Below are 22,695 nucleotides of genomic sequence, written 5' to 3'. Positions count from 1 at the left end.
GTCCGGCAAGAACGATCTCCCGTTGCGGGTGTTCTTAGACTGGCCGGGTGGAGGACATCGATGCGATCGCGGCCCTGCAGGATTCGGTGCGGCGTCGCCTGTACGAGTACGTGGCGGCGCAGGGCCGCGAGGTGGGCCGCAACGAGGCGGCCGAGGCGGTCGGGGTGGCGCGCACCCTCGCCGCCCACCATCTGGACAAGCTGACGGAGGTTGGGCTGCTGGAGAGCGGCAGCCGACGTCTGACGGGCCGTTCGGGGCCGGGTGCGGGCCGCCCCGCCAAGGTGTACACGCCGACCAGGACCGAACGATCGGTGTCGCTGCCGGCCCGCGACTACCGCACGGCCGCCGAACTGCTCGCCGAAGCCGCCGAGCAAGCGGGCCTCGACGCCCGTCTCTTTGCGACAGCACGTCGCCGCGGTGAGGCCGACCGCGGATCGGCTGCGCCCTGCGAGGGCCTGGAAGACGCCATGGAGATGCTGGCCGCGCGGGGCTACGCGCCGCACCTGGAAGACGCCGACACCGAGAGCGCCGTCGGCGCCGTCGGCGTGGACGGGACCGACGGCCCGCGCGTCGTACGCATGCGCAACTGCCCTTTCCACGTGGTGGCCGAACGCTTCCCGCCGCTCGTCTGCGGAATGAACCTCGCGCTCTTGGAGGGGCTGCTCGGCGGTGGCTCCGTCACGGCCCGGATGGATGCCCGGCCGGGGGAGTGCTGCGTGGTGCTCGAAGACTCTAAAAACGATACTGATTGACATAGAAAAGCGGGCCGTGCTGGGATGAGGGCATGACCTCTCCACAACACGCCTTCCACCTGGCAGAGTTGAACGTCGTCACACTGCGCCACCCCTTCGACGACCCGCACATGGCGGACTTCGTCGAGCAGCTCAACCCGATCAACGCCGCCGCCGACAGCGCGCCCGGCTTCGTGTGGCGGCTCGTGGCGGACGGCGAGGTCGACGCCACCGGCCTGCGCCCGGCGGGCGAGGACGTCGTCGTCAACCTCTCCGTATGGCAGACACGGGAAGCCCTGTGGGAGTTCACGTACCGCAGCGGGCACCTGGAAGTGATGCGCCGCCGACGCGAGTGGTTCGACCGGCACGTCGAGGCGCACCTGGTGCTGTGGTGGGTGCCCGCGGGGCACATCCCCACGATCGAGGAGGCCCTGGACCGACTGGCGAGCCTGCGGACCGAGGGCCCGTCCCCGCGGGCGTTCACCTTCACCAACTCCTACACGGCGGCGGAGGCGGCCGAGCTCCTTCCGGCGACCGCGCTGCTTCCGGCGGCGCCGATGAGCGAGCCGCGGGAGCTCGGTCGGGTCGGTTAGCGGGCCAGGGCTGCTGAGGCCGTTTGGCTTGGCCTCGTCAGGCTGTGGGGGGAGTACGCGCAGGAACGCGGCCCGGGTGAGGCCGGTGACGTTCTCGTCGCGCCCTCGTCCGGGATGGGCAGCCACTGCTCTGGCGCGGCAAGTACCGCTGATGGCAGGATGGCCGCCATGATGATCACCAGAAAGGCTCATGCCGCGTAAGCGCCCGGGTGCCATCCGCGCCATGCGCGAGCGCCGACCTCCCGAATGGGCGCGTGAACTGCCCACCATCGACCGCCTGTCGGCCGACACGAGTGCCGCGATTCACTTGGTGGAACACAGCTCTCACAGCTACGAGGTCCAGCCTGGCCGAACCTCGCAATGCCTCCACAGCTACCGGAATTTTCTGCGCCGGCCAGGTCGGAGGCTGAGGTTGACTGCCTCGGAGTGCCCGGCCTGCCCTGGGTGCCAGTACGACGATGTCGCCGTGGTCAGGGACGCGTTGGAGGACATAGTGGGCCTGCTCCCCCTTCCGGCACGCACCGAATTGCGACGGCTACTTGCCGGTCTGGATGCGGAATTCAGAAGCAGGACACTGCACGATCCCGACCCAAGCCACTGGGTGGACTGGAGCGGGCGCCCGTACCGATGGTGGCACCGACGGGTTTACGCGGGTGTCTAGGGCGAGGGGCTGCCCCTCCCGGCGATGCTGAGCGATGCGAAGACGACGTTACGAGATTCGGGTTCTGCCGCTGGACTCGTCCTCGTCAAAGAGGCTCAGCCCAGGGGCCGTTGGGTGTCGGCCCGTTCCTGGGTGGGCCTGATGGCACCGGCCAGCATGTGCCAGACGCCACGTGCAGCGGAGCGCTGGCATCGGTCACAATTCGCCCATGACACTCCCAGCACAACTCACTGCGGTACCCGGCACCGACAGCCTCTATCTGTGGGAGCCCGAGGGCACAGGTCTCTGGGGCTACGCCAACTGTCTGTGGGTCATATCCGGCCCCGACGCAGCAGTGATCGATACCCCTTACGACGGGCCGATGACCGAAGCGATGATTACTGCGGCCCGGCCCCTGCTCGGCAGCCGCACCGTAGGGACGGTCGTCAACACACACGCCAATGGCGATCACACGTTTGGCAACTACCTGTTCCCCGGGGCGGAGATCATCGCCACCCGTGCAGCGCACGACCACCTTCATCATGAGCCGACCCCGCAGGAGATGCATGCGTTGGTGCACCAGTCACCAGTTGAAGCCCCCCTGGGCCGGTACCTGCGTGACCATTTCGGCGTTTTCGACTTCTCCTCGGCGCAGCTCACCGAGCCCACGCTGACTTTCTCCGGCCGCCACACGTTCCCCGTAGGGGATGTCGAGGTGGAGTTGCACGAGGTGGGGCCCGCCCATCACGTCGGCGATCTGGTGGCCCGCATCGGAGATGTGGTGTGCACCGGCGACGTCTTCTTCCACGGTGATCACCCCTCCCACTGGGCCGGGCCCTTGCAGAACGTCATCGACGCCTGCGAGCTCGTCCTCGCCCTTGACCCCCGGGTCGTCATACCCGGCCACGGACGGCCGACGGACCAGGCCGGACTCGAGGAGCACCTCGTCTACCTACGTACGGTGCAGCGCGAGATCCGACTGCGTTTCGAGGCCGGACTGACCGCGGAGAAGGCGATGGACGACCTGTCCAGCCGGGCCTTCTATCCCCACCTGGGGCTGCCGGAACGCCTCATGATCCTGATCGCGGTGGAGTACAGCCACCTCAGTGGCGCCTCCTCGGCGCCGACCGTACTCAGTCTCGCCGGCCAGGCGGCCGTCTGGTCGTATCGGTAGCCCCGACCCACTCATACACGCATACACGGCGACACTTCGCGGTCTCTCTGTATGGAAGAGCGGTGTGAGGTCTGGTGTCGCCTGCACTCCCGTACAGGCGACACCAGACGGAACAGCGGTCGGGGGAGACCGCGTTCGGTTCCTGGAGCTCACGCTCCCCTCCCCCGCGGGGAGCGGCGCTGCAGGTCCCCAGAGCAAACGACAACGGGAGGCATCGGCGCAAGAGCATTCGTGCGCTGTGCCCCCTCTGATTCCGGCCGGTGGAATAAGTCGCTTCCTAATTCGGCTCGACGGGATGCTGCGGCCCGCTAGGCCGCAGCATCCTTCCGTGGTCGCTCGTCCCATACATCGGCCCGGCGGCGGTGACGGTTCCCCGCCGCGGGGGCCCCGGACTGAAGACCAGCACGAAGAACCGGGCCCCGGGCGAGCCCAGCGGCATGGCAGCGCACATGGTGACGTCGCCTTCCTGAGAGCGGGCGTGAGACGCGCAACAGCGGCTCAGTTGTGCGGGCTCGTGAACGGGGCCGGACCACGGATAGCGCATACGGCGGGTGTCGCCGTTGGGGTGAACGTATGCCACATGGTTGGCGCGGTAGATGGGGCCGGCCACTGGGTCTGCGCTGACCTCTTCGTCGAGCCTTTGCAGGTCGTCGTTCTCCGGATGCTGGGCGACGGCGTTGCGGAGTTGGGCGCTGAGAGGTACGGCCCAGTCGGTTTCCCAGTTCACCAAGTGGTGCTCGCGCGCTGCTTCGTTGAGCAGCATGTAGCGCATGAGGTTCCCGTCGGGAATGGCCGGTTCCGCGTCGCAGGCGCGAGGAAACATGCGGACGAACTCGTCGTTGTAGGCCACAACGTTCCAGGCGACGTCGTTGACATAGCTCGCATTGCCCACGACGCTACGCACGGCCTCAGACCAGGCGGCGGGCACCTTCGCGCCGGCCAGCGGGTCCTGTGGGTGAGGCGGCTCGTGGCCAAGCGAGTAGACGTAGAGGGCTATGCGCTCGCGTTCCTCCAATCGAAGGACGTCAGCGACCCGGTCGAGGAACTCACCTGCGGGAGAGGGCATCTCGCCGCGCTCGAGCTGGGCGTAGGTGCGTTCTGTGACGTAGAGGAGCTGGGCGACCTGCGCCTGGGAGAGGCCAGGAGCACGACGGCCTCGGCCGCTTCGCGGAGGCCAGCCCAGATCAGTGGGGTCGAGTTGCTTCCGCTTCCACTGCAGGAGCTCGCGCAGGGCCGCCTTATTGTCCACCGTGCGCTCCCTCCATGGTGAACTCGAGCAACTGAGGGCCGTATAGGGGTCCATATACAGGAACAGGGTTTTCCTGAAACTCCGCGGACGGAAAAAAGCGTTCCTGGTGGCTTCCGGGCGGGGGCGGCGACAATGACCGCTCGGATCTGCACATGCAACGGGAGACGCGCAGGTCCTCAACCATGAGGGGATGTTCGCGATGCTGCATGATGCCGCCGCACTGCCGCCGGAGGCCGGCGGAGCCGTGGGGCGCACGCTCGCCGTCCTGCGGGGGCTGCGGCACTTGGGCCCCGGGGCGCATCCACTGGCAGCCATTGCCCTCCGAGCCTCTTTGCCCGCGGCGACGGCTCACCGCTACCTGCAGGCGCTTCTGGGTGAGGGTGCAGTGCAACGGCAAGGCCCACGTGGCCATTACGCCTTGGTGGAGACAAGACATCTCGTATCCGACTTCCCCCTCGATACGGCCAACGATCCGCCAACTGGCCTGAGTTCGCTCACAGTTCGTGCTGAGCTGATCACTTTACAGTCACGGACCGGTCAAATCGCACTGGCATACGCGGCGATTCTCTTGGGCAGTCCGCTACGTGTGCACGCGGAAAGGGCTCTTGGGGCTCACGCGGGGCTGTTGAGTTCCGCCCCGCGTGCGTCGCTGCACGCCCTGTGGCACGCGCCGTTGGAGACCGATGCATCCGGTTGGGTCATCCAGGCCTGCCTGGGAGACTCCACTTCGGCTCGACCACCGCTCCATCGCATCCGCCAGGACGGCTATGCCATAGGGGCTTCTCCCATCGCAGGCCGGGACGTCGTCGCGGCCCCGGTCTGGCGGGGATCTACCGTGGCGGGAGCCGTCAGTCTCCTTGTCTCACACCGGCAGATGCGCGGCACTGTGGTGCGAGACCGCTTCGTGACCGCCGTGATGGACTCCGCCGGCGTGATCAGTCGACAGTTGACCCGCGGCGGGGCGCCGGTTTCTCCACGCTGACCCCCGCTCCCCACTTCCCCCTTTCCCAGGGCTAAAAGAGGACTTGCTCCGTGAACCGTTCCGTTCTTGTCATCGGCGGCAGCCGCGGCATCGGCCTGGCCACCGCCCGGGCTATGCAGAGCGCAGGCGACCGCGTCGCCGTGACCCACCGCACCTCCGAACCGCCGGCGGACCTCCTCTCGATCCACTGCGACGTCACCGACACCACCGACATCGAGGCCACATTCAAGGAAGTGGAGGAGCAACAGGGACAGGTCGAAGTCCTGGTGTACTGCGCGGGCATCGCCAAGGACCAGTTGCTCATGCGGATGAGTGAGGACGAATTCACCTCGGTCCTCGACACCAATCTCACCGGGGCCTTTCGCGCGGTCAAACGGGCCAGCAAGGGCATGCTCCGCGCCCGAGCCGGGCGGGTGGTCCTGGTCTCCTCCGCGGTGGCGCTGCGAGGAGAGGCAGGACAGGCCAACTATGCGGCGGCCAAGGCCGCGTTGGTCGGCTTCTCCCGTTCGATGGCGCGGGAACTCGGCTCCCGCAACATCACCTTCAATGTGGTCGCGCCCGGCCTCACCCACACGCAGATGTCCGATGACCTCACTGAGGACCAACGGGCGCGCCTCGTCAGCCAGATACCGCTGGGGCGTCTGGCGCAGCCGGAGGAGATAGCCGCCACGATCGCCTTCCTCGCCTCACCACAGGCCGGCTATATCACTGGAGCCGTCATTCCCGTCGACGGCGGTGCGGGCATGGGGCACTGACTCCGTACGCGGCGCCAGGAGAAAGGCGACCGACGACCAAATGATCCCATCGCTGAGTTCAGGCTCAGCGAGGGGATCGGCGTGTGAGCTCCACACTTGCGCGCGCCGCACCTCAGTTCACCGCTGCCGTTGGCGACGGCTAGCCCGCCTCGTCCCCTGAGCGCCGTGCATGGGCCGGGCCGCCGGAAGCAGACCCTCCGGGTTGGTTAGGCTTGTTGTACGCACCGTGATCGCCCTCGGACCAAGGGCGACCAACGAGGGGAGCGCACACGTGGAGCCGGGTACGGAGAACTTGGTTAGGGGGGACGCCTTGCAACAGGCCTGGCGGACGGTCGTCGAGGGTGTCACGGGCTCGATGGCCTACATAGCCGACGGACACTGGAACGTGGTGGCACACAACGCCGCGTTCGAAGCTCTCTTCCCGAACGGGCGGGCACCCGACAACATCATGCGGTGGATACTGCTGGACGATCAGGCCCGCGAAGCAACCCTGCTGAACTGGGCCGAGGATTGGGCGCGGGGCGCCTGCCCGGCGCTCAGGCAGGCGGTCACCGATCACCCGGCGGACCCCGAACTCATCAACCTGGCCAGCGACGTCCGGTCCGACCCCGTCGCGGGGCCCATCTACCGGGCAGCTGCCACCACACGCGCCGTACATCCCGACGGGGCGGTTCTCCAGGTCAATCACGCCGTGAACGGACCGGGCTGGGTCATGGCCACCGCCGCAAATCCCCTGCCTCATACCGACGCCCGCTTCATGATGTTGCAGTACCGGCCGGGCTCTACTCGCCCTCATCAACCACCCCCCTTGAGCAGGCGAACCATCTGACGGAAACCGGCGCTCCGGTTCAATAACCCTCGCGGAACCTGGGGGCCAGACCGGGGTGTGCCATCTGCGGACCAAGCGGGTTCCCTCCGCGTGAGGGCGTCTGCAGTGCACACCTCGAACGTCCAGGTCAGTTACAGATTGGCGTCGACAGGAACTCCGCGCTGCTGCATCCGGGCCTTGAGGAATCCCACCTCCGACGACGTCCCCACCAGACCCTCGTGGCTCAGCAAAGTGTCGTACCGCCGGCTGCCGAGCGAAAACGCACTTTCACTTACCGCCACCGCGGCGCAACCGCAGCAGGAAGAGAGTGCCTAGGACGACCACTACGACGATGAACGCGACTTGCCCCCAAACCGGCAGGCCAGGGCCGCCGCCAGGAGCAGCCAACTCCATGATTGCCATCTCGCTTCCTTCCTCCTGCCAGGTGTACCTCAACCTTGCTGTGCATCCTGGGTTTTGCGCACGTACTCAAATTCAGCGTCGACAGATGTACCCCCTCACTGTTGGTGAATGCTTGGGGGCTGGGTACCGGAACCGCGCTCGAGACGCTTTCAGGATCGGGGCCCTAGGAGGTAAGCGGACAGCAGCAGACCTCCACCGGCTATACCGATTCCGCCGGCGGTGACGCTCCACCAATCCGTGGGGTCACTCAATGCGAATCCTTTAACGACTGCGAAGACGCAGATGGCGACACCGATCACCGAGAGAGCCAGCAGCTTCTTACGGGTCATTCGCATCACATCCGGAGGTTCGCTCGATACTGGCTTGCCCAGTTGCCCGGTTTGGTTTCTTGCCGCGTTAACCGTAGGTATAGATTGCTCCGCCCTGGTCGAGTTCAAAGTGCCCCCGGGTTCACGGTTGAAGCCCGTCTCCACACCGGCAGTTGAGGTGCCGGGGGCAGGCTGAGTGGGCCCTCGTGGAAGTACGTCTCACCCAGCTTGATGCGCCCACTCTGATCTGTGGAGCCGTTCTTGGCGGTGATCTGCCGGGCCTCGTTGCTCGTGTAGGTGGTGCGATGTGTCGCCCGGTCGAATCCGTCCGGTCGTCGACCCTCCCGCGCCGTCCCGCAGCTACGCCCCGTGCTCGAACGCAACCAGGACCCTCCCCCCCCGTGCTCGTCGCCCCCCGCAGTCCAATCACCTCGCACAGCGATGGCAGGCTGTTCGCAGACATTCATCAGGAAGGCCGGTCCCAACGCAGATGAACAGCAGCAGTGCCCCGAACGCCCTGGACCGTGCCGCCGGGCACCAGCAGCGCTTCGACGCGTCGTTCGAAAAGTACTTCGCCGAGCTTGCCGGTGACCTCAACGGTGCGAGGCTGGGCCGCTTCACGCCCCGGTGTCTGGAACTGCTGGCGGAGTTGTCGTTGCGCGGAGGGAAGCGGATTCGGGTCGTCCTGATGTACGAGGCGGCGCGCCTCGTCACGGAGGAGGAGGCACCGGGGCTGCTGGAGGCCGCGTTGAGCCTTGAGCTGCTGCACAGCCACGCGCTCATCCTCGACGACATCATGGACGACTCGCCCATGCGCCGCGGTGGCCCCTCGACGTACTACGCGTGCCGCGCGGACCTCCCCGAGAACCCCCAGTCGGCGATGGGGCTTGCCATGATGGCGGGTGACCTCGCCGGCTTCCTCGCCCTGCGCGTTCTGCACCGCGCGGACCTGCCCGCCGATCGCAAGCAGGCCCTGCTCGACGTCCAGCTCGGCGTGACGACGGACACCGTCATCGGCCAGATACTCGACCTCGAACGCGACGTCACCTCCTCGGCGGACGAGGAGCTGCTGGAGACCGTGTGCGAGTACAAGACCTCCCGGTACTCCATCCTCGCCCCGCTGCGCCTGGGTCTGCTGGCCGCGGGCGAGGACTTGACCGCGCATGAGGAGAGTCTGCGCCGCTACGCCCTGCCGGCCGGCATCAGTGGCCAGATGCGTGACGACTACCTCGACCTCTTCGGCGACCCGGACGTCACCGGCAAGCCCATCGGTGCGGATCTGCGGGCCGGCCGCCTCAGCTATCTGGTGCGCGACCTGCTCGCCGCCACCGACGGGGACGACCACAGCACCGTCAAGGCCGCACTTGGGAGTCCCGAGTGCACACCGCGGACCATCGACCGTATCCGCGAAATCGCCTACCGGTGCGACGTGCACAGCCGCCTGCAGTCGGCCATCGAGCGCCACGCGGACGCCGCCTCCGCCGAAGCGTCGTCCTGGCGTCGGCACTGGCGCGGCGAGGCCGTGAGCTTCTTCGAACAACTGCCCTCGTGGAATGCGAAGAGGGTCCGGTAGTCCTCCCCTGAAGCCCGGTGCACGTCGCCTTCCCCGACGGCCGGGGGTGCGGCGCGCAGGCGCTCACAGCGCGGTGACCACGTCCTTCAGCAGGAGCCCTGCGAGCGTGGCGAAGGTCAGTCCTGCCGCGACGTTGACCGCCAGGGCCGCCGTGGGGCCGCGCAGCAGTCCCTGCCCCAGCCGGCCCGCACACAGGCCGATGGTGCTGTCCCAGACCAGGCCCACCACGAGGAAGATCAGCCCGAGGGTGAGCAGCTGCGGCCAGAGCGCTCCCCGGTCCGGGTTGGTGAAGCGCGGCAGGAAGGCGGCGAAGAAGAGCACCGTTTTCGGGTTGAGCAGATTGGTGACCGCCGCCCGGCGCAGGATGTCGCGGTCGGGGGGTGTCGCCGTGGCGTGGGCGAGGGGTTTCCGCGCGGTACGCAAGGTGTTCACGGCCATTCCGCCGAGGTAGAGGCCGCCCGCCAACTCCAGCGCCATCAGCGCCAGGGGGGTGGACTTCAGCAGGACGGCCAGGCCCAGTGCCGCCGCGGTCACGTGGACGACCATGCCCAGAGCCATCCCGGTGGCGGAAAGCAGGCCCGCCCGCGGTCCGCGCTCGACGGCGACCGCCACGATGTACGCGGCATCCGGTCCTGGAGCGACGGTGACGAGCGTTACGGCCACCAGATAGGCCGGCAACAGTGTGAGGTCGAGCATGGTCTCCTCCAAGTTCTGCACGGACGTCTCTGCGTAGCGCCGTCTACGTAACGTATTAGAGCCACTCATGACGTTACCGGGAAGGAGTGCGTCCTTGCAACGTGAAGAGGCATCTCAATGCGTTACGGTGTAGGCATGGGCTGTGGAGGTAGTTCCGTCACCGTGTCCGTGCTGACTCCGGACGTACTCGTCGATCTGGTCAACGGCTGGGGCGCCCGGCCCCGTAAGGAAGGCCTGCGGACCGATGAGCCGCTGCCCTCCCTGGATTCCCTCGGTGACCTCGCGTTGCCCGGTGCGGTCCGGGACGCGCTCGACGCGGACGCCGTGGCCCGCGTGGCGGACGCGGTTCATCCGGTGTTCGCCGCCGCGGACGCGCCCGAGTGCGCCGACCGGCTCACGGGGCTGCTCTCCGCCGCCAGAGTGCATCCGGTGCTGGCGGCCGCGCCTGACAGCACGTTCCACGCCCTCTGGTCCGTGGCCGCGCCCGCCGACGCCCTGCTCGCCGCCGTCGCCGTCACGCTGCGCGCCTACCTGGCCGAGCACGGATGGGGGCGCATCGGGTTGTGCGCGGGCGCCCACTGCGCCGACGTGTACATCGACCAGTCGCCCGGCGGCCGCCGCCGCTTCTGCTCGGTCACCTGCCAGAACCGGACTCGGGTGGCCGCCTTCCGCAGCCGCCGGGCGGCCGCCACCGGGTGACCGGATCAGCTCGTGCCCACCCGGCGCGGAGGCCGCGCCGACTTAGTTGCCCACGGGACACGGGACACGAGCGCTGCCGACGTTCACGATCGCCCCCAGGGTCTACTTCACGAACTGCCCAGATCCTGGAGGTGGGTGACTGTTCGCGCAGGTCAGCGCACACGTCCTCGAGGCTTGAGCGGCAGGTCCGGCAGTTCCGGGGCGCGCAGCGGCGCCCCGTCGTAACCCTTCACCTCGCCGAATCGCGCCCCCTTCATCCAGTCCTCGCGGGCCCGTTCGATCTCCTCCTGGGTGCGGCCGACGAAGTTCCACCACATATCGGAGTCCTTCGTTGTTTGCGCAGGTTGACGCCGTGCGTGATTGCTCCTGGTCAGCAAAAGGTCAGCATCAGTCACGAGGGGTCGATCCGCGGTGGCGAAAGATTCGTTGGCTCGAGGGATGGGTTCGTTCTTCAAGGAGTGCGAGCATCCGCGGTCTCGGTGGTCGAGGTGCCCGCACCCCTACAAGATCCGTTACCGTGGGGCGGCCGGGAATCAGCTAGAGGAGTCGGGGTTTACGGATCGCGACGAGGCCATCGACCGTTTGACGGAAGTCTACAAGGAGAAGAAGGCGCCGCGTTCTGCAAAGGCGGTACGCATCCAGAAGTACGGGACGATGCGGTTCCAGGAGTACACCGAGGAGTGGAAGGCCGGGCAGCGGCACTTGGCCGCCTCATCGGTGCGGCACCTTGACTCGCTTCTGCAGCACCATCTGTATCCGGCGTTCGCCAGTCGACGAATGGGCTCCTTCGACCACAAGGTGGTTGACGGGTTCATCCGCACCATGGAGCGCAACGGCGTCGGGCTGGCTACCCAGGCCAATGCCTTCGACAAACTGCGTTCCATCCTTCTCGACGCACACCGGCTCGGCGTCTTCCCTGACAGCCCCATAGCCGGCGTCAAGCCCCCGCACTACGCCCCCGATCGGGCCGTGATTCCCTCGCGTGAGCAGTTGCGCGAGATACGAATGGCAGGGGACGACGCCTTCACGCTGATCGTCGACGTGATGAGCGGGTGTGGACTGCGTAACGGCGAAGCGTTTGCGGTCAACCTACGAAATATCGTGGCCGACGACGTGTACCGGGTCAGCGAGCAGGTGATCCTGTCCACCCGGCGGTATGGGCCGCTCAAGCACAGGAAAGCGGGGGAGTACCGCGATGTTCCCCTTCCCGCTCGGGTCAAGGAGACGATCGAGTGGTATGCCGAGACACACGGAACAGTCGAGGGCTACCTGTTGCGTCAGTCGACCGACGCGAGTAGGCCATATCCGCACTGGGGCATGGATAATCAGTGGCGGCGGGTGAGAGCGGCGGGAGAAGTGGGTATTCCGGAAGGGATGGTGATTTACGGTTTCCGGCATTTCTTCGCTTCTAACTGCCTGAGCAACGGCATACCCATCACGGATGTCGCCGAGTGGATGGGGCACAAGAGTATCGATGTGACGTTCAAGATCTACCGACACTTGATGCCTGGATCGATCAGTTCAGCCGCCAAGATGCTCAACCTCTGCCTTGTCCCTTGAGTGAAGGTGTGCTTGCTATCGAGGGGCCGGCCCTGACCAAACTCCACGCCAGATCACTCCATATCGGCGATGAACTCATGGGAACTTTAAGGCGGCTTCATTTTCTAGCGTCGGTGTCCAGTCTGATGTGCCGCGCGCTGAGCGGAGAGCCTGGCGGACGACGGTAGACGAGAGAAAAAGTATCCCGGGCCCCCCGAGTGGGTAGAGCTCGCGTTCCACAGGAGGGTAGTGCCTACGCCGCTAGGTCTAGGATCCGCGCGGCTCTGCTGACCGACCCCGGCATGAGATGGCGGTAAGTTTTGAAGGTAATGGCTATGTTTCTGTGTCCCATCCATTCGGCAACGTCAGTGATGGGAATGCCGTGGGTCAGGCAGTTTGATGCGAAGAAGTGCCGGAAGCTGTAGATCGACATCCCGGTGGGGATGTGAATCTGAGCGTCCCTCTTAATGCGTCGCCACTGGTTGCTGAGGCAGTAGTGCGGGAAGGCGCGGGCGGGGTCGCTTGGGTGGCGAAGCAGGTATCCATTGGTCGTGCCGTGTTTGGTGGCGTACCACTCGATGGTCTCCCTGGCTCGGACTGGAAGTGGGACATCACGATATTCGTTCTTCTTGCGGTGCTTGAGTGGTGCGTATTGACCGGTCGTTTGATTGACCTGCTCGGTGACCCGGTAGACGTCGTCTGCCACGATGTTGTGGAGATTGGCGGCAGCTGCCTCACCATTCCGCAGCCCGCAGCCACTCATCAAGTCCGCGATCAACAAGAAGTGATCGTCGCCCGCAGCTCGTATCTGCCGCAACTGGTCCGGTGAGGGAATGACAGCTCGTTGCGGGTCGTATTGCGGGGCCTTTACGCCTCGGAGAGGGTTCTCTTGGAACAGACCCAAACGGTTGGCGTCAAGGAGGACCGCTTTCAGCTTGTCGAAAGCGTTGGACTGTGTAGCAGAGCCCACCCCATTTCGCTCCATGCTCTGGATGAAACCTTCTACAACCTTGTGATCGAACGTGTTCATTCGCCTGCTGCCCAACACTGGAAACAGGTGATGCTGAAGTAGGGAGTCCAGATGCCGGAGCGAGGAAGGCCCCAAGTGACGCTGGCCAAGCCTCCAGTCGGTTGCGTACTCGTCAAATCGCATCGACCCGTAGCTCGCGCGTTGCTGTACCTTGGCCTGCGCTTGCGGACCCGCGGCCTTCTTGTCGTTGTAAATCTCCGTCAGGCGCCCGATTGCATTTTCCTGGGTGGTGAAGCCCGATTCCTGCACCTGCTTCCCGGACATGGAACGGTATCGGATCTTATAGGTGTGTGGGCACTTTGACCACCGGGCTTGAGGGTGTTCACAATCCTTGAAGAAGGATCCCATCCCGCGAATCAGTGAACGAGGCACAGAAGAATATTCCGATCGTTTGTGTAAATGCCTTTAGGGGTGTGACGGGAGATCTTGAAAAGATTGAATGGATTAGGCTCATTGGGTGCAGTGATGGCTGAGCCAAGCCTCGACGTCGGACCTCCTAAACCGAATCTTTGCATTGGCGCCTGACCCGAATCTGTAAAGGGTGAGACCGGACCGATTGGCATTTTTATAAATCCACGATGCGGACACATTGAGGTACTCGGCTACTTCTCGCACACTCATGAATTGACCTGTCATTTTCCCTCGGGAGTCTGGTGAAAATACTTCGAAGGCCGGGCCGCACGCGGTATCTCGGCGGCCACTGCAGGTCAATGGTCCGGCACATCCCCGGTTTGGCTAACCGGGGATGCTCGGCTATGTTGCGGGCTGCCGATCTCTCCGGGGGAAAGATCGGATTGCTGACCGAACGCCGCGTCAGCCTGCATGGCACCCGGTCGGGATCAGCTCCCGCGGTGCTTGTTTGTCACACTGTCGACGTGGTGTCCCTTCGTGTGTGGGGTTCTCCCGCGGCGCTCCCTAAGGCGATCTCTACGAGTCGTCTGCAGAAGACGTCGTCTCCCCGCGAGCTTCTTGAATAACTCGGGGCGGAAGCCACGGCCAGGCTTCGGTCCTGCCGTCGTTGCCGTCGACGTGCAGGGCCTTGAGGCCACAAGTGGCCGTGGCAGGCTCATGCCGCACGATCGATGAAGTCGCGAAGGACTGCACGGGGGCCCACGACGGGACCGCGAGGCGCTGCTCTGGAAACTCGACGGCGTGTCCGGATACAACGCCCGCCTTCCCCTGACCGTGCCCGGGTCCGACCTCCCCGGCTTGATCAAACACGTGGCCACTGTCGAGGCCAGGTATTTCGGCGAGGGCTTCGACCGGCCGCCCCGAACTGCTGCGCAGGTGGCAGGACCACGGCGAAGGTGCGCGCGGTGAGCAGCGTCGTGTCACCTCCGGGCCGTACCCATGCCGGATCGTTATCGGCCGCAGAGCGGTCGCCGTCCTGGACTCTCGCTTGGCCACTGCGCGCCAGTGCAACTATCTGACAGCTTCGGGCAGGTCCACCCGAGGGCCTGTTTCATCAGCCTGAAGAGGTGCTCGATGCGTGCAGCTGTTCCCTATGACCCATCATGTGGAATGCGTCGCGATCCTTGAGCCTGCCGAAAAAGGCCGCTGACCTGCTGCTTTAGCGAGTGTGCATTATGTGCGTTGTGTGCGTTACGGGCGATATCTTGACGCATGTTCGACGCATATTTGACGCACGTGACGCACGTTTGACGCATAAACTGATGGGCCGTCAGGACTCTCTTAAATCGACTGACGTCTCATCAGTTCTGGTTTGGAGGTCTCTGACTTCCTGTCTTTGAGGGCTGCGGGAGACCTCGGTTCGCGAGGGCCTCAGGGCGGCGAGGTACGGCTCAAGATCCGTGCTGCTGGGTGCCGGCGGCGAGGGCAGCCTCGGCGCTGAGGCGGCCTTGGTGAGCTGCTGAAGATGGGCGTCTGCGAACGCGAGCCACTCCTCGATCTCGGTCCTTTCCTGCCCGGGTGGCAGGGATGCGGCGTGGTTGTGTACTGCTGTGACGAATTCGGCTAGGCGCCTGGCTTCGTGCCACGTGTCTGTCTGTTTTCCGAGGCGTTGGACGCGATAGGCGTGGGTGTAGGCGGCGTGGGCTTTGTGTAGGGCGCTTTCCCGGTTCTGCCGTGCCGCCTCCTGGGCTTGCTCGTCTGCGTGACGGCTTTGTTCCGCGGCTTCGCCACGAAGATCGATTTCCTGCGCGATTTCGGCGAGCTGGTCTTCCAGGGGGCGGCTGTCGGGGTCGGCCCATTCGCTGCCGTGGTGTGTGGGGGGGGCGCCCCGGAGGATGAAACGCAGCCGGTTGGCGGGGGTGTAGTCGAAGCGAGGGATACGCATCCAGGTGTGCTTTTCGGCGTCGGCGCGTTCCTTGTCGGTGGGGATGTGTTTGCTGTGGTCTTGTTCCTGTAGGACGAGGACGTCGATGGATTCGGCTTGGGCGGTGATGGTGAAGTGGGGTGCTGCCTGTCGGCGGTGGCGGGGCGGGGGAGCGCCAGGAGTGGGGCCGAGTGCGGTCGTGTGGCCCTTTGATTCGGCGGCGCCCTCGTCCGCCGACTCCTCGCGCTGCATGCGGATGACCACGTCGTCCAGATGGGTGAGGAGTTCATCGGGCATGAGGTCGATGTCGGCGAAGGCGCGGACGGCTGTGCGGAGGCGGCCCATGGTGGCGGCGGCATGCAGGCCGTGACCGACCACGTCGCCGACGACCAGCGCGACGCGGGCCCCGGACAAGGGAATGACGTCGTACCAGTCGCCGCCCACGCCGGCTCGGGACCCGGCGGGCAGGTAGCGCGAGGCCGTTTCGACGGCCGCGTGTTTCACCGCGTTCCGCGGCAGCAGGGTCCGCTGGAGGGCGAGCGCGGTGGAACGCTCATGGGTGTACCGGCGGGCGTTGTCGACGAACACCGCCGCCCTGGAGACGATCTCCTGCGCCAGCAGGAAATCGTCGTCGTCGAAGGGGGCCGAGGTGCGATGGCGTACGAACTGCACCAGACCGAGGGTGTCTCCACGGGCGTGCAGAGGCACGAGGAGTACGTAGTGGAGACCGAGGTCGCGCAGTGCTCGGCCGTGGGACTCCGACGGCGCCACCCACGTGGGCATCTGGGTCCCCGCGATGTGGTGCAGGACGGACCGTCCGGTGGTCAGCGCGCGAACCGGTTCCGAGTCGTCGGGGTAGGTGTGGGTCCCACCGACGCGGAGCAGGGACTCCGGACAGTCGTCGAGGACGGAGCGCTGGGCGACGCGGCGCTGCGTCAGGGCCTCCGGCGGACCGGTGCCGGTCTCGTCGAGTGCGGAGTCGAAGAGGTCGACGGTGACGAGGTCGGCGAAGTCCTCGGTGCAGACCTCCGTCAGCTCCTCCGCGGTGCGGAAGATGTCGAGCGTGGTCCCGATCCGCTTGCTCGCCCTGTCGGTGAGGGCGAGCCGACGCTGCAGCAGACGGTCGCGTTCCTCCTGGTAGGCGGCGACGACCTCTTCCGAGGAACGGTCCACGTAGTCGAAACCGATCGCGACCAGCCTCACCGTGGCGAGGTTGATCACGCGCCAGTCGTCGGTGAGGCGGGGAGCCTCGGCCTGCATCTGTTCGAGCAGGCTGAGATGGCCGAGGCGGTAGGCACGGAGGAGCCGGCTCACCGGGATCCCCCGACGGGCGTAGAGGCGGGCGATATCCAAGGCGGCCGGAGGAGCTTCCGGCGCGCTCGCGCCGGGGCGGGCCTCCAGGAGATCCAGCAGGGCGGTGACGTGCTGGGCCGTCTCCTCCAGGATCAGGACCTCGATGTCCGCGTTCTCCCACAGCTCGGGGAACTCGCCGTTCAGACGCTGGAGCAGCAGGCCGGCCAGCTTCTTCACCTCAGGTCTGAGGTGGCGGGCCAGCTGACCAAGGAACGCACCGACCTCGGTTCCCATAGCGCGAATGTACGGGAAAGCCATGGTGTGCGCTCCTCGGACAGTTGCGGCAGCCTCTGGTTGGCTCGGTTCTCAGAGGCCGAGGTGGTCGCCCAGGTCGGCGTAGTCGACCTGCCACAGACCGGGAGAGCCCGTGGGGTACTGGGAGCGGAAGCCGAGCATGCGCTGGACACGCGGCGAGAGCGTCTTGGCGAGCTCCCTGTCGACCAGGAAGGGGTACGCCTCCTCACCGGTGAGGAAGCCCGCGTTGAACGCGAAGGCGAGGCCGCGCCGGTACTCGTCGCCGGTCCGGTTCGCTCCGCCGCCGTGCGCGGTCTTGCCGCTGAAGAGAAGGACGTCTCCGGCGTTCATGACGGCGGGGATCGTCTGCTCGGGGGTCCCGCGGTCCTCGAAGTCGCTCCAGTGGTTGCTTCCGGGGATGACGCGGGTGGCGCCGTTCTCCTCCGTGAAGTCGGTCAGGGCGACCAGGAAGTTGATGGTGACTTCCGGCCCGCTGGGCCCCATGCCGATGAACGGGAACCAGTTCTCCAGGTCACGGTGGAGCATCTGCGCCTTGTTGCCGGGGCCGATCTCGATCACCTGGGCGGTGGTCATCCAGTACGTGCCCGACTCCTGGAGGAAGACCAGGTCGCTGATCTCGTGGACCAGGGGGTGGTCGATGACCTCGCTGCGGAACGTGGCGCTGTGCGTCACCAGGTTCGTGAGGCGCTTGGTGTTGCTGCCGTGGAACGCGGCCACGATCTCGTCCTCGTGGAGGGACCCCGGGGCGAGCGTCCGCAGTGGCTGCTCGATCTCGGCGTTGAAACGGACGATCTGCTCCTGCGTCAGGAAGTCCTTGATGATGACGCCGCCGTCACGCGTCACGATCTCGAGGATCTCCTCCGCAGGCGTGTCGTTCGCCACGGACGTCAGCGCCTGGGTCTTCTTCTGGGTCGTCATGCGTGTCCTCTTCCTCGATCCGAAGCGCGGTTGATCGGCCGTTCGATCAGCTGCGGACGTTCCGTCGCCCGGGACTCCCACGCGGCGTCCTCGCGACGATCAGGTGGGTCCGGTGGTCAGGCGTTTCCGCGCTGTTCCTGTGGTGGTCGTCTCACTGTCGCCAGCCGGTACCGCAGGCGAGAACGACAGCGGGCACCTGCTTCGCCCGGGCCCGGTGCACGATGCACAGTCCGGTCGCGGGCACGGCGGCGCTATCCGCTCACGGCGTCCTTGCCGGAGTCGACGCGAGCTGCGGGGACGCTACGGGCAGAAGCGGGTCCCGGCACCGTGTGCCGGCGGTGTGTGGTCCGCTCCCAGGGACGCGTGCTGCCGAGCCATCCGAGGAGGAAGGCCGCCGGTACGGAGATCAGGCCGGGGGTGTGGAGCGGGAACAGGTTGAAGTCCTGCTCCGGCAGCAGCGCGTACTTCGTCCCGGACACAGCGGGGGAGGCGAGGGTCAGGAGGGTGCACAGAGACAGCCCTCCGTAGACGAGCCACAGCAGCCCGTGGCGGTTGAAGCCGGTCCAGAGGAACGAGTAGACGACCGCGGGGAACACGCACGTGGCCGCGAGGCTCAGCGAGAAGGCGAGGAGGAACTCGATGGGATAGCGGTGTACGGCGGTGGTGAGGAGAAGACTCACGACGCAGAGCGCGACAACGGACAGCCGCAGGACTGCCGGCTCTCCGATCCCGATCCGGGTACGGCCCTTCTGCCCGAGCAGGTCGCGGGTCACGGAGACGGCGGCGAAGGTCACGCTCGCCGCGGCCGTGAGCACGGCGAGGAAGGCGACACAGGCTACGAGGGTGTGAGCACGACCCGGCCGGTGGAGTGGTGGGCGAGGACCTCCGACGCGAGGAGGATAGGGGCTTCCTGCCCCTTCGCGTCGACCGCTCCGATCCGTCCGCTGCCCACCACCGCAGCCGCGGCGAAGCCGGTCGTGATCAGCAGCAGGTAGAAGAGGCCGGTCAGCCCGACGGCGACGCTCAGTGAGCGCCGGGCGGCGGGCACGTCCCGGCTGGCGCTGACCCGCAGGAGCAGGTGGGGCATCATCGCGGTTCCGAGGATGACGACGATGTGGTCACTGAGCGTGCCGAGCGGTCCCCTCCGGCGGAGTGCTGCCACAGCCGGGGCTGAGGTATCCGCCCGGTGACACGCTCTTGTCCATGGCCGCCGACAGCAGGGATCCGGGACTCCAGTCGAAAAAGCGGAGCGCCAGCAGGGTCACCGTGGCGAGCGTCACCAGGGCCACGGGCACTTTGGCGACCTGCACGAAACTGGTGCCGCGCAGATCGGCCGCCCCTGCGAAGCACGTGACCAGGAATCCCGTCAGCGCCGTGCAAACCACCTGGGCCCGCTCGCTCGGCATGCCGATCAACAGGGCGGTGGTGATGCCGCCGGCGCGTAGTTGCACCATGAGTAGGGGTACGGCGATGCACAGTGTCACCACGGCGCCGGCGATCCGTACTCCTGGCCCCTCGGCGCGCAGGGAGAACAGCTCGCCCAGGGTGTAGCGGCGGGTCGCGCGAATCCTGGAGGCGAGGAGCAGGAAGACGCCGACTGCGAGGGCGCTGTCGACGGCGGTCGAGACCCCGTCATAGCCGAAGAGGGCGATCGCTCCTGGTAGCGAGACCAGGATGATGACCGTGATCTGTTCTCCCGCCATCGCGACGCCGTTGAAGACGGGCGGGAGGGACCGGCCGGCGACGTAGAGGCATTCCGGGTCGTCGTCCTGCGTGGCGAGCGTGAAAACCCACAGCAGGCAGAGGCCGATGAAGACGAGGAAGGCGCTGATGACCGCGCCCCTCGCGGCGGTGCCGATGAGATCGGGCGAGCCGACGCTCAGGAGGTGCGTCGTCACCACGCGCCCCCGGCCGAACGGGAGGCGGCAGTCGTCGCCGAGGCCGGTTCGAAGGAGGACGCGGCCCGGTTCTCGTACCACCAGGTCCCGCCGACGAGGACGACCAACTGGGTGAATGCCCACGTGATGGCGAGGGTGAGACGGCCGTACACGGAGATCTCTCCGAGAGTCGTGGAGCAGGAGAGCAGGAGAGCAGGAGAGCAGGAGAGCAGGAGAGCAGGACGCCGACGGCGAGCGGCAGCGCGTTGGCGGTGACCAGCATCCGTGTGTCGCGGGGGGGGGAATGCTGGGAGGAATTGGAGGGCACGGGACCTCTCTCGGGGAGGACAGGGAAGACGGACTCGGTGCGAGGGGGCGCGGGAAGGGTCGCAGCCGTGGCGACGGGCGAGGGAGTCGGCTGCAGCGGTGAGGCTGGTGAACGGGCGTGGGGCGTCAGCGGCGGCCGGTCGCCGTCAGGCCGGCGTAGTGCCCGGCCCGCTCCAGGAGCCGGGGGACGCCTGTTTCGAGGGACGGTCCGAAGGTGGTGTCGTGGGGACGCTCGCCGCGGAGCCAGCGGGTGTGGATGGCCTCGCAGAAGATCGCCGCCTTCCAGAGGGCGAGGGTCTGGTACCAGGGGAGCGAGGTGAGATCGAGCCCAGTGCGGCGCTGGTAGCGCTCTGCCAGTTGACACCGGGTGAGGTAGCCGGGTGAACGGGTCACCTTGGTGAGTTCGAGCGGGGTGGCAGGGCTACCGGCCTCGGACCACGTGGCGGTGAGGTACCCCAGGTCCGCGAGCGGGTCGCCGAGCGTGGCCATCTCCCAGTCGAGGATCGCGAGGACCTCGGCCGGGGCCCGCGGGGCGAACATGAGGTTGCCCATGCGGTAGTCGCCGTGCACCACCGAAGCCGACTGGCTCGGCGGCAGGTTCTGGGCGAGCCAGTCCGCGATGCGCTCCACCGCGGGCAGGCTGCGGCTGGTGTTGACCTCCCAGAGGCCGCGGAACCGCTCGACCTGCCGCCGCAGATACCCCTCGGGTCGGCCCAGGGAGGCGAGTTCACCTCCGGTCACGTCGATGCCGTGCAGGGCGACGAGGGTGTCGACGACCGCCTCGCTGGTCAGCCGGCGCTGTTCGGCGGCGGAGAGGTGGGGCGGGATCGTGTCGGTGACGATCGTGCCGTCGAGCCGGGACATGAGGTAGAACGGCACGCCCAGAACGTCCTCGTCCTCGCAGACGGCGAGGATCTCCGGCACCGGCACCCCGTGCCCGTGGAGGAGCTTCTGGATGCGTGCCTCGCGCACCATGTCGTGCGTCGACTTCGGCAGCGGCGGGCGCGGGCCGCGGCGCAGGACGACGGACTCGCCGCCGCGTTCGATCAGGTAGGTGACGTTGGAGTGGCCGTCGCCGATGCGTTGCCACGCGATCGGTCCGCTGCCGATGCCGTGTGCGTCGAGGAAGCCGGTGACCGCGTCGAGGACCAGGAGGGGAGGGCTGTCGAGGTGACGGGCCCGCTCGCGGCTCGCGACGACCTCCACGCCGTCGGGGACGGTGTGCATCACGCGCCCCCGTTCCGGCCGACGACGGCGTCGCCCAGGTATCGCTCACCGGCCTGGACAGTGGCCCGCCGACCGGCCGAGGCACGGCGTGCGATGGCCCACCGGTGGGTCTCGTTGGAGCCGTCGTAGATGCGGAACGGACGCACCTCGTTCAGGTACTGGGCCAGCGGGAGTCCGTCGGAGACGCCGTCGCCGCCGCATATCTGGACGGCACGGTCGATCACCCGGTAGATCGCCTCGGAGCAGTGGACCTTCGCGACCGAGGACATTGCCGAGCCCGCCTTCGGGTCGCTGTGCAGCAGGGCCGCGGTCTTGGTGATGATCGCGTCGGATGTCTCGATGTCGATCACGGACTCGGCGATCAGGTGCTGGGCCAGGCCGAGCGAGTCGATCGGACCGCCGAACAGCTCCCTCTTCGCAGCCCGGTCGAGGGCGATGTGGTGTGCCCGGCGCGCCAGCCCCAGCCACCGCATGCAGTGCGTGAGCCGCGCGGGGCCGAGCCGTACCTGCGCGTACCGGAAGCCGAGTCCGATCTCGCCGAGGACCGCGGCGTCGGGGACGAAGCAGTTCTCGATGTACAGATGCGGGTGGCCGCCGTCGATGGAACGGTCGACCGTGTGGATCGCCTCGCCGACCCGGATCCCGGGGTTCGTCATGTCGACGAGGAACATGGTGGCTCCCTCGGGGGAGCCGTCGACGGCAGGGGTGCGCGCCATGACGATGCAGAACCCGGCACCGACGGCGCCGCTGGTGAACCGTTTGTGGCCGTCGATGATCCAGCCGCCGTCGGCGCGCACGGCCGTAGTCCGCAGCGCGGCCGGGTCGGATCCCGCTCCGGGGTGAGGCTCGGTCATGCCGAAGCAGGACCGGACCTCCCCCGCCGCCAGAGGCGCGAGATACAGCTTCTTCTGCTCCTCGGTGGCGATGAGGTTGAGCATGTGCATGTTGCCCTCGTCGGGAGCCATGCAATTGAGCGCGACGGGACCGATCGGCGAGTAACCGGCCTCCTGCAGGATGGGCGACCAGCGCTCGATGGGCAGTCCCTGCCCGCCGTACTCCTTCGGCACGAGGGGCGCGAAGACGCCGGCCTCCTTCGCCGCGGCCTGCAGCCGGTCGCGAGTGGCCTGGTCGAGACGTCCGCCGGGGGCGGGTTCGGCGTCGATGACGGTCTCGCGGATGAACCGGCGGGTGCGCTCCGCGAGTTCTGCGACCTCGGGCGGAAGGTCAGGGGTAGTCATGGCTGTCCTTTGTGGGATGGGTGCG

Annotated in this window: 21 protein-coding genes and 2 pseudogenes; 10 read left to right on the top strand and 13 right to left on the bottom strand. The window is 66.8% G+C overall.

What is annotated here, in order from left to right:
• Positions 1 to 47: 47 nt before the first annotated feature.
• The 3 genes from ACZ6CV_RS35160 to ACZ6CV_RS35150 all read left to right on the top strand — a co-directional run bounded on the left by ACZ6CV_RS35160 (position 48) and on the right by ACZ6CV_RS35150 (position 3,138).
• The gene (locus ACZ6CV_RS35160) at positions 48 to 752 is read left to right on the top strand and encodes a helix-turn-helix transcriptional regulator (protein ID WP_469255698.1); all 705 of its coding nucleotides are present in this window, start codon (positions 48 to 50) and stop codon (positions 750 to 752) included.
• 32 nt (positions 753 to 784) lie between these two features.
• A complete protein-coding gene (locus ACZ6CV_RS35155) occupies positions 785 to 1,324 on the top strand; it encodes a DUF3291 domain-containing protein (protein WP_469255697.1) in 540 nt (179 codons plus the stop codon).
• Between the two features lie 869 nt (positions 1,325 to 2,193).
• Entirely contained in the window at positions 2,194 to 3,138 is a 945-nt protein-coding gene (locus ACZ6CV_RS35150) for an MBL fold metallo-hydrolase (protein WP_469255695.1), read from the top strand.
• Between the two features lie 277 nt (positions 3,139 to 3,415).
• Here the strand turns inward: ACZ6CV_RS35150 and ACZ6CV_RS35145 are convergent, their stop codons facing one another.
• Complete coding sequence (locus ACZ6CV_RS35145; protein WP_469255694.1) at positions 3,416 to 4,387, bottom strand: helix-turn-helix domain-containing protein; 972 nt, start codon at positions 4,385 to 4,387, stop codon at positions 3,416 to 3,418.
• Positions 4,388 to 4,577: 190 nt separating this feature from the next.
• Between ACZ6CV_RS35145 and ACZ6CV_RS35140 the strand changes: the two genes are divergently transcribed.
• The 4 genes from ACZ6CV_RS35140 (at position 4,578) to ACZ6CV_RS35125 (ending at position 9,236) form a co-directional block, all read left to right on the top strand.
• Entirely contained in the window at positions 4,578 to 5,369 is a 792-nt protein-coding gene (locus tag ACZ6CV_RS35140; protein ID WP_469255692.1) for a helix-turn-helix domain-containing protein, read from the top strand.
• A gap of 50 nt (positions 5,370 to 5,419) precedes the next feature.
• The gene (gene fabG, locus ACZ6CV_RS35135) at positions 5,420 to 6,124 is read left to right on the top strand and encodes a 3-oxoacyl-ACP reductase FabG (RefSeq protein WP_469255690.1); all 705 of its coding nucleotides are present in this window, start codon (positions 5,420 to 5,422) and stop codon (positions 6,122 to 6,124) included.
• Between the two features lie 226 nt (positions 6,125 to 6,350).
• Positions 6,351 to 6,953, top strand: a complete 603-nt coding sequence (locus ACZ6CV_RS35130; RefSeq protein ID WP_469255688.1) for an MmyB family transcriptional regulator — start codon at positions 6,351 to 6,353, stop codon at positions 6,951 to 6,953.
• Positions 6,954 to 8,153: 1,200 nt separating this feature from the next.
• A complete protein-coding gene (locus ACZ6CV_RS35125) occupies positions 8,154 to 9,236 on the top strand; it encodes a polyprenyl synthetase family protein (RefSeq protein ID WP_469255686.1) in 1,083 nt (360 codons plus the stop codon).
• 63 nt (positions 9,237 to 9,299) lie between these two features.
• Here the strand turns inward: ACZ6CV_RS35125 and ACZ6CV_RS35120 are convergent, their stop codons facing one another.
• Complete coding sequence (locus ACZ6CV_RS35120; protein ID WP_469255684.1) at positions 9,300 to 9,932, bottom strand: LysE family translocator; 633 nt, start codon at positions 9,930 to 9,932, stop codon at positions 9,300 to 9,302.
• A 162-nt stretch (positions 9,933 to 10,094) separates the two neighbouring features.
• Between ACZ6CV_RS35120 and ACZ6CV_RS35115 the strand changes: the two genes are divergently transcribed.
• Complete coding sequence (locus ACZ6CV_RS35115) at positions 10,095 to 10,631, top strand: CGNR zinc finger domain-containing protein (RefSeq protein WP_469255682.1); 537 nt, start codon at positions 10,095 to 10,097, stop codon at positions 10,629 to 10,631.
• A 152-nt stretch (positions 10,632 to 10,783) separates the two neighbouring features.
• Here the strand turns inward: ACZ6CV_RS35115 and ACZ6CV_RS35110 are convergent.
• Positions 10,784 to 10,948: pseudogene (locus tag ACZ6CV_RS35110) on the bottom strand (pirin family protein); the annotation flags it as partial.
• A gap of 265 nt (positions 10,949 to 11,213) precedes the next feature.
• On the opposite strand from ACZ6CV_RS35110, the gene ACZ6CV_RS35105 reads away from it, so the two are divergent.
• Entirely contained in the window at positions 11,214 to 12,191 is a 978-nt protein-coding gene (locus ACZ6CV_RS35105; RefSeq protein WP_469255681.1) for a tyrosine-type recombinase/integrase, read from the top strand.
• A gap of 232 nt (positions 12,192 to 12,423) precedes the next feature.
• Here ACZ6CV_RS35105 and ACZ6CV_RS35100 read toward each other — a convergent pair whose 3' ends face one another.
• On the bottom strand, positions 12,424 to 13,548 hold the full coding sequence (locus tag ACZ6CV_RS35100; RefSeq protein ID WP_469255679.1) for a tyrosine-type recombinase/integrase: 1,125 nt from the start codon (positions 13,546 to 13,548) through the stop codon (positions 12,424 to 12,426).
• Positions 13,549 to 13,650: 102 nt separating this feature from the next.
• Positions 13,651 to 13,821 (bottom strand): helix-turn-helix domain-containing protein, encoded by a 171-nt coding sequence (locus tag ACZ6CV_RS35095; protein WP_388666047.1) that lies wholly within the window; start codon positions 13,819 to 13,821, stop codon positions 13,651 to 13,653.
• A 477-nt stretch (positions 13,822 to 14,298) separates the two neighbouring features.
• On the opposite strand from ACZ6CV_RS35095, the pseudogene ACZ6CV_RS35090 reads away from it, so the two are divergent.
• A pseudogene (locus ACZ6CV_RS35090) lies at positions 14,299 to 14,497 on the top strand (mycothiol transferase); the annotation flags it as partial.
• Between the two features lie 384 nt (positions 14,498 to 14,881).
• Here the strand turns inward: ACZ6CV_RS35090 and ACZ6CV_RS35085 are convergent.
• The 8 genes from ACZ6CV_RS35085 to ACZ6CV_RS35050 form a co-directional block, all read right to left on the bottom strand.
• Entirely contained in the window at positions 14,882 to 17,062 is a 2,181-nt protein-coding gene (locus tag ACZ6CV_RS35085) for a PP2C family protein-serine/threonine phosphatase (RefSeq protein ID WP_469255677.1), read from the bottom strand.
• A gap of 72 nt (positions 17,063 to 17,134) precedes the next feature.
• The gene (locus ACZ6CV_RS35080) at positions 17,135 to 18,001 is read right to left on the bottom strand and encodes a phytanoyl-CoA dioxygenase family protein (protein ID WP_469255675.1); all 867 of its coding nucleotides are present in this window, start codon (positions 17,999 to 18,001) and stop codon (positions 17,135 to 17,137) included.
• Between the two features lie 251 nt (positions 18,002 to 18,252).
• Positions 18,253 to 18,816, bottom strand: coding sequence for a hypothetical protein (locus tag ACZ6CV_RS35075; protein WP_469255673.1), 564 nt, complete (start codon positions 18,814 to 18,816; stop codon positions 18,253 to 18,255).
• Between the two features lie 20 nt (positions 18,817 to 18,836).
• Positions 18,837 to 19,091 (bottom strand): hypothetical protein, encoded by a 255-nt coding sequence (locus tag ACZ6CV_RS35070; RefSeq protein ID WP_469255671.1) that lies wholly within the window; start codon positions 19,089 to 19,091, stop codon positions 18,837 to 18,839.
• 28 nt (positions 19,092 to 19,119) lie between these two features.
• Positions 19,120 to 19,899, bottom strand: a complete 780-nt coding sequence (locus tag ACZ6CV_RS35065) for a sodium:solute symporter family transporter (RefSeq protein ID WP_469255669.1) — start codon at positions 19,897 to 19,899, stop codon at positions 19,120 to 19,122.
• A complete protein-coding gene (locus ACZ6CV_RS35060) occupies positions 19,896 to 20,051 on the bottom strand; it encodes a hypothetical protein (protein ID WP_469255667.1) in 156 nt (51 codons plus the stop codon). Before ACZ6CV_RS35060 ends, ACZ6CV_RS35065 begins: the two co-directional genes overlap by 4 nt.
• A gap of 280 nt (positions 20,052 to 20,331) precedes the next feature.
• Complete coding sequence (locus tag ACZ6CV_RS35055; RefSeq protein WP_469255665.1) at positions 20,332 to 21,432, bottom strand: phosphotransferase family protein; 1,101 nt, start codon at positions 21,430 to 21,432, stop codon at positions 20,332 to 20,334.
• Positions 21,432 to 22,670, bottom strand: a complete 1,239-nt coding sequence (locus tag ACZ6CV_RS35050; RefSeq protein WP_469255663.1) for an acyl-CoA dehydrogenase family protein — start codon at positions 22,668 to 22,670, stop codon at positions 21,432 to 21,434. The genes ACZ6CV_RS35055 and ACZ6CV_RS35050 overlap by 1 nt, the downstream gene beginning before the upstream one ends.
• Positions 22,671 to 22,695: the final 25 nt, after the last annotated feature.

This window comes from Streptomyces sp. NPDC041713 (genome assembly GCF_055591085.1).
This window is presented reverse-complemented; position numbering and strand designations above follow the sequence as displayed.

What these genes read in the sequence shown, in the direction of transcription:
- ACZ6CV_RS35125 (WP_469255686.1), top strand. Translation starts at nt 8,154, where the DNA reads ATGAACAGCAGCAGTGCCCCGAACGCCCTGGACCGTGCCGCCGGGCAC.
- ACZ6CV_RS35150 (WP_469255695.1), top strand. Translation starts at nt 2,194, where the DNA reads ATGACACTCCCAGCACAACTCACTGCGGTACCCGGCACCGACAGCCTC.
- ACZ6CV_RS35140 (WP_469255692.1), top strand. Translation starts at nt 4,578, where the DNA reads ATGTTCGCGATGCTGCATGATGCCGCCGCACTGCCGCCGGAGGCCGGC.
- ACZ6CV_RS35055 (WP_469255665.1), bottom strand. Translation starts at nt 21,432, where the DNA reads ATGCACACCGTCCCCGACGGCGTGGAGGTCGTCGCGAGCCGCGAGCGG.
- ACZ6CV_RS35120 (WP_469255684.1), bottom strand. Translation starts at nt 9,932, where the DNA reads ATGCTCGACCTCACACTGTTGCCGGCCTATCTGGTGGCCGTAACGCTC.
- ACZ6CV_RS35095 (WP_388666047.1), bottom strand. Translation starts at nt 13,821, where the DNA reads ATGAGTGTGCGAGAAGTAGCCGAGTACCTCAATGTGTCCGCATCGTGG.
- ACZ6CV_RS35080 (WP_469255675.1), bottom strand. Translation starts at nt 18,001, where the DNA reads ATGACGACCCAGAAGAAGACCCAGGCGCTGACGTCCGTGGCGAACGAC.
- ACZ6CV_RS35100 (WP_469255679.1), bottom strand. Translation starts at nt 13,548, where the DNA reads ATGGGATCCTTCTTCAAGGATTGTGAACACCCTCAAGCCCGGTGGTCA.
- ACZ6CV_RS35050 (WP_469255663.1), bottom strand. Translation starts at nt 22,670, where the DNA reads ATGACTACCCCTGACCTTCCGCCCGAGGTCGCAGAACTCGCGGAGCGC.
- ACZ6CV_RS35085 (WP_469255677.1), bottom strand. Translation starts at nt 17,062, where the DNA reads ATGGGAACCGAGGTCGGTGCGTTCCTTGGTCAGCTGGCCCGCCACCTC.
- ACZ6CV_RS35070 (WP_469255671.1), bottom strand. Translation starts at nt 19,091, where the DNA reads ATGATGCCCCACCTGCTCCTGCGGGTCAGCGCCAGCCGGGACGTGCCC.
- ACZ6CV_RS35155 (WP_469255697.1), top strand. Translation starts at nt 785, where the DNA reads ATGACCTCTCCACAACACGCCTTCCACCTGGCAGAGTTGAACGTCGTC.